Below are 4,834 nucleotides of genomic sequence, written 5' to 3' on the forward strand. Positions count from 1 at the left end.
AGCGTTGTGGCCCCACCTGATCCCATGCCGAACTCAGAAGTGAAACGCAATCGCGCCGATGGTAGTGTGGGGGTTCCCATGTGAGAGTAGGTCATTGTCAGGCACCCATTAAGAAAAAAGCCCGTTCCGAAAGGAACGGGCTTTTTTCGTTTTCAGCGCGGTGATAGTTACCTTTTCTAGCATTGTTTGCTACCCCTATTACAAACCCTAAGACGCTGGACCCGCGCGTTCGCAAGGGCGACAGGCCATCCCTCCGTCGTGCCCGCGCACGCGGGTACCCAGTGGCTTTCCTGTGCACGCCCCAAAATCAACGACGCCGGGCCCTCGCGTTCGCAAGGGCGACAGGCCATCCCTCCGTCGTGCCCGTGCACGCGGGTACCCAGTGGCTTTCCTGCGCACGCCCCAAAACCAACGACCCTGGACCTTAGTGTTCGCAAGGGCGACAGGCCTTCCTTCCGTCGTGCCCGCGCACGCGGGCACCCAGTGGCTTTCCTGTGCACGCCCCAAAATCAACGACCCTGGACCTTCGCGTTCGCAAGGGCGACAGGCTTCCCTTCCGTCGTACCCGTACACGCGGGTACCTAGTGGCTTTCCTGCGCACGCCGCAAAATCAACGACCCTGGACCTTCGCGTTCGCAAGGGCGACAGGCTTCCCTTTCGTCGTACCCGTGCACGCGGGTACCCAGTGGCTTTCCTGCGCACGCCCCAAAATCAACGACCCTGGACCTTCGCGTTCGCAAGGACGACAGGCCTTCCTTCCGTCGTGCCCGCGCACGCGGGTACCCAGTGACTTTGCTGCTATTAAGCGAAACCAAAGGCGCTGGGCTCTGGCGTTCGCAAGGGGACAGAGAGGAAGGTGGAGGCACCAGGCGGGGTCGATGCTAGCCTAATGCCTTGACTGATGCTGAAAATATCGCCGCCGTCATCGATTTTTAGGGGCAACTGCTATATTATCTGCCGCCTCGAACGCCCGTAAAACCGCTCTGGAGAGACAGTGGCACTAGATATTCGTACCAATTGCAGCCTTATTCCCTATCACAGCTTCGGCCTGCAAAGCACTGCCAAGGCTCTGGTTGAGATTCATACACCGGAGGAGTTGCGGGAGGTCTATTTCGCCCCTGACTACCGTGACGTTCCTAAGCTGGTTTTGGGGAGTGGCAGCAATACGGTGTTCCTGCAGCCCTTTGATGGCCTCATTATCATCAATCGGATTTTGGGTCGACATCAGCAGCCAACGGAAGACGGTGTTCTGGTGCACCTGGGCGCCGGAGAGGACTGGCACACTGCAGTGATGTGGTCTCTGGCGGAGGGCATTCATGGCCTTGAGAACCTGGCGCTGATTCCCGGAACGGCCGGCGCCGCACCGGTACAGAATATTGGTGCCTATGGGGTGGAGTTTGCCTCGGTGTGCGCTTACGTGGATGTCTTGGAGATCGACAGTGGCGAAACTCGACGCCTCAATGCCAGTGACTGTCAGTTTGGCTATCGCGACTCCATTTTTAAGGGTGAACTGAAAGACAAGGTGGTGATTGTCGGGGTTGGCTTGCGCCTGTCTCGAGACTGGAAGCCCCAGCTGGCCTACGGCCCGTTAAAGACGTTGCAAAGTCAGCAGGCTTTGTCCGCCGCCGCAGTGGCGGAACACATTATGTTGGTGCGCAGGCAAAAGCTGCCGGATCCTAAGTTACTTGGCAATGCCGGAAGCTTCTTTAAAAACCCGGTAGTGAGCCAGGCGGTCTATTTGGATCTAAAGCAGCGCTATCCCGAGATGCCGGCTTTTGCTTCAGGCGCTAATGGCAACATGAAGTTGGCTGCAGGCTGGCTCATCGACCAGGCAGGTTTGAAGGGGTACCGACACCAAGGGGTGGGAGTGCACGAACAGCAGGCGTTGGTGCTGGTTAACTACGGCAATGGTACCGCTGACGAGCTGATCAGCCTCGCCACTAAGGTGGCAACCGAGGTGCAGTCCCGCTTTGGCGTTACCCTGATTCCCGAGGTGCGGTTGCTGGATCGCACCGGCAATCAACACTGGGGGAGCCATGCCGAGTAATCGTAATCGACAGCGGTTGCTGCAATGTCTGATTGATGGGGAATTTCATTCCGGATCTACCCTGGCCGATGCCCTGGGAATCAGCCGGACTGCGGTGAATAACCACGTCCAGGCTCTGGAGGAGCTGGGGCTGGATATCTACAGTGTGAAAGGCAAGGGTTATCGGCTGGCGCGGCGAATTACCCTGTTGGATGCCGAAGCCATTGAGTCGGACACGGGGCGGGTGTTTCTGCTGGATGACGTGAGTTCGACCAACACTTACCTGCTTGACCGTGTGGGGCAGCTCAACTCCGGTGATTGCTGTTTGGCTGAGCGGCAGACCCAAGGTCGCGGCCGCCGAGGCCGCCAATGGGTGTCGCCCTACGCCGGCTCCCTGTATCTGTCGATGTATTGGCGACTGGAGCACGGCGTGGCGCAGTCTGCAGGAATGAGCCTGGCTGTGGGGGTATTACTGGTCGAGGCGCTTGAGAGCCTGGGCATTGTTGGTGTTGGGCTGAAATGGCCCAATGATCTCTACGTCGGCCAAAACAAACTGGCCGGGATTTTGGTGGAGATGCGCGGCCAGTTTGGCGAACCGGCGGATATGGTGCTGGGGTGTGGTATGAATGTGTCTCTGGGCGCCCAAGCGGCGGCCGACATCGATCGCGCCTGGACCGATCTGGCCAGCCTCTGTGGTGACGATGTAGATCGAAACCAACTGGCGAGCGCCGTCATTGCCCACCTGCGGGCAGGGTTGCGGCAGTTTGAGGAGGAAGGGCTGCAAGGATTTCTGTCCCGATGGCAGAAATACGACCTGTTTTGGAATCGGGACGTCAACATTCACCTGGGGGAGCGGGTCATTAGTGGCCGGGCTGCTGGCATCGATGAACAGGGCGCATTACTGCTTGAGTCGAGCGAGGGCCTGAAAAGCTACAACAGTGGCGAAGTGAGCCTCAGGCCGGTTGCCGGATGAGTCAGCGGCGCATCCAGACACGATCGACGTAGTGATCCTCGCCTTTGGTCAGAATGAGGTTGGCCCGGCTGCGGGTGGGTTGAATGTTGTTGACCAGGTTGGGGCCGTTAATGTCGTCCCAGATCTTACTGGCGGTTTTGCTGGACTCACTTTCCGATAACTTAGAGTAGTGGTGGAAATAGGAGTTGGGGTCGGCAAAGGCGCCGTTCCTGAAGCTGTTAAAGCGCTCGATATACCAGCGCTTGAGCAGATCATGATGGGCATCGACGTAGATGGAAAAGTCGACAAAGTCCGACACGAACAAACGGTTGCCTGAATCCGGGTAGTCATGGGCAGTTTGCAGCACATTCAGGCCTTCCAGAATCAGAATGTCCGGCTTGCGAATAATGTGCTGTCGATCTTTTAACCGGTCGTACTCCAGGTGGGAGTAGATCGGCGCCTTGACCTCCTCCTTGCCAGACTTGATGTCTTTCACAAAGTCCAGCAGCATCTTGCCGTCGTAACTCTGGGGAAAACCCTTTTTGCTCAACAGTTGCCGCTTAGTCAGCTCCTCCAGGGGGTACAGGAACCCATCGGTAGTCACCAACTCAACCTTGGGATGCTCAGGCCAACGCTGCAGCAGTGCTTGCAGCAGGCGGGCGGTGGTGCTTTTTCCCACCGCCACTGAGCCGGCCACACTAATAATGTAGGGGCCATTTTCTGGCTTCTTTCCCAAAAACTCTTCAACAACTTTACCGCGGCGCTGGTTGGCGTAGACGTAAAGGTTCAATAGCCTGGACAGGGGCAGGTACACCGTCTCTACCTCTTGCAGAGAGATGTCCTCATTGATGCCTTTTAACTTTTCAAGTTCGCCTTGGCTCAATGGTAGCGGTACTGCGTCGCGCAATGCGGCCCATTGATGTCGGGTGAACTCGAGGTAAGCATCTTGTGTTGTAGATGGATTTGCAGGCATATGAACTCCTTACATGCGTTGGCAAAACTACACCATCAACCTGTAAAGGTACAGTACCGGATGCGTTGCAGGTGCGATTGCCCAATGAGGCAGCAATGAGGCTATTTCTCAGTCAGTCGAAACGATTACACTGCTTTTTTTTAAAATGGGCTTGCACTGTCTGAGCCAATTTCCTATTATGCGCTCCGCACAAAGCAATGCCGACTTAGCTCAGTAGGTAGAGCAACTGACTTGTAATCAGTAGGTCGCCAGTTCGATTCCGGCAGTCGGCACCATTGTTTTGTTTGGCTCGTGGAGGGGTTCCCGAGTGGCCAAAGGGATCAGACTGTAAATCTGACGGCTCCGCCTTCGAAGGTTCGAATCCTTCCCCCTCCACCATTTTTTCTCGGTTCGAGGTAGCCTGAAGATAGTTTTTAGCGGGCATCGTATAATGGCTATTACCTCAGCCTTCCAAGCTGATGATGCGGGTTCGATTCCCGCTGCCCGCTCCAAGAAATTTGCTGATATAGCTCAGTTGGTAGAGCGCACCCTTGGTAAGGGTGAGGTCCCCAGTTCAAATCTGGGTATCAGCACCATTTCTTTCCTCTCTTCACGCTGCTTCAATCCTTGTTTATACTCATACTCATTCACGAGTATCTATCGTCAAACGTGGAAAACCACCACCTTGTTTGGATTGAGGCACTGTCATGTCTAAAGAAAAATTTGAGCGTTCGAAACCGCACGTTAACGTTGGTACCATTGGCCACGTTGACCACGGTAAAACCACTCTGACCGCAGCTATCACTAATGTACTGGCTAAAGTATACGGTGGTGAAGCTAAAGATTTCGCTTCTATCGATAACGCTCCAGAAGAGCGCGAGCGCGGTATCACCATCTCTACCTC

General features: G+C 55.7%; 4 protein-coding genes, 4 tRNA genes and 1 rRNA gene. 8 read left to right on the forward strand and 1 reads right to left on the reverse strand.

Translation table 11 applies throughout. From position 1 onward, the window contains the following. The 3 genes from rrf to birA form a co-directional block, all read left to right on the forward strand. Positions 1 to 103: ribosomal RNA gene (gene rrf, locus BLT77_RS19790) — 5S ribosomal RNA — on the forward strand; the annotation flags it as partial. 891 nt (positions 104 to 994) lie between these two features. Then, a complete protein-coding gene (gene murB, locus BLT77_RS19795; RefSeq protein ID WP_218126967.1) occupies positions 995 to 2,047 on the forward strand; it encodes a UDP-N-acetylmuramate dehydrogenase in 1,053 nt (350 codons plus the stop codon). Further along, positions 2,037 to 2,999, forward strand: coding sequence for a bifunctional biotin--[acetyl-CoA-carboxylase] ligase/biotin operon repressor BirA (gene birA, locus BLT77_RS19800; protein ID WP_090368567.1), 963 nt, complete (start codon positions 2,037 to 2,039; stop codon positions 2,997 to 2,999). Before murB ends, birA begins: the two co-directional genes overlap by 11 nt. Position 3,000: 1 nt before the next feature. On the opposite strand, the gene coaA is transcribed toward birA, so the two are convergent. Further along, positions 3,001 to 3,951 carry a type I pantothenate kinase gene (gene coaA / locus BLT77_RS19805; protein WP_090368570.1) on the reverse strand — a complete coding sequence of 317 codons (951 nt, stop codon included), beginning with the start codon at positions 3,949 to 3,951 and terminating at the stop codon, positions 3,001 to 3,003. Positions 3,952 to 4,150: 199 nt separating this feature from the next. Between coaA and BLT77_RS19810 the strand changes: the two genes are divergently transcribed. From BLT77_RS19810 to BLT77_RS19830, 5 genes are all read left to right on the forward strand, one after another. After that, positions 4,151 to 4,226, forward strand: a tRNA-Thr gene (locus BLT77_RS19810). 18 nt (positions 4,227 to 4,244) lie between these two features. After that, positions 4,245 to 4,329 (forward strand) — tRNA-Tyr (locus tag BLT77_RS19815). A gap of 38 nt (positions 4,330 to 4,367) precedes the next feature. Beyond that, a tRNA-Gly gene (locus BLT77_RS19820) sits at positions 4,368 to 4,442 on the forward strand. Positions 4,443 to 4,450: 8 nt separating this feature from the next. Beyond that, a tRNA-Thr gene (locus BLT77_RS19825) sits at positions 4,451 to 4,526 on the forward strand. 111 nt (positions 4,527 to 4,637) lie between these two features. Next, positions 4,638 to 4,834 (forward strand): GTP-binding protein (locus BLT77_RS19830; protein ID WP_035416481.1); only part of this gene is annotated, 197 nt, incomplete at its 3' end.

It is taken from the genome of Ferrimonas sediminum (assembly GCF_900100175.1).
GTDB classification, from domain to species: Bacteria; Pseudomonadota; Gammaproteobacteria; order Enterobacterales; family Shewanellaceae; genus Ferrimonas; species Ferrimonas sediminum.

Bases quoted from the DNA above. Each gene is read 5' to 3' on its own strand.
- birA (WP_090368567.1), top strand. From the start codon at position 2,037: ATGCCGAGTAATCGTAATCGACAGCGGTTGCTGCAATGTCTGATTGAT.
- coaA (WP_090368570.1), bottom strand. From the start codon at position 3,951: ATGCCTGCAAATCCATCTACAACACAAGATGCTTACCTCGAGTTCACC.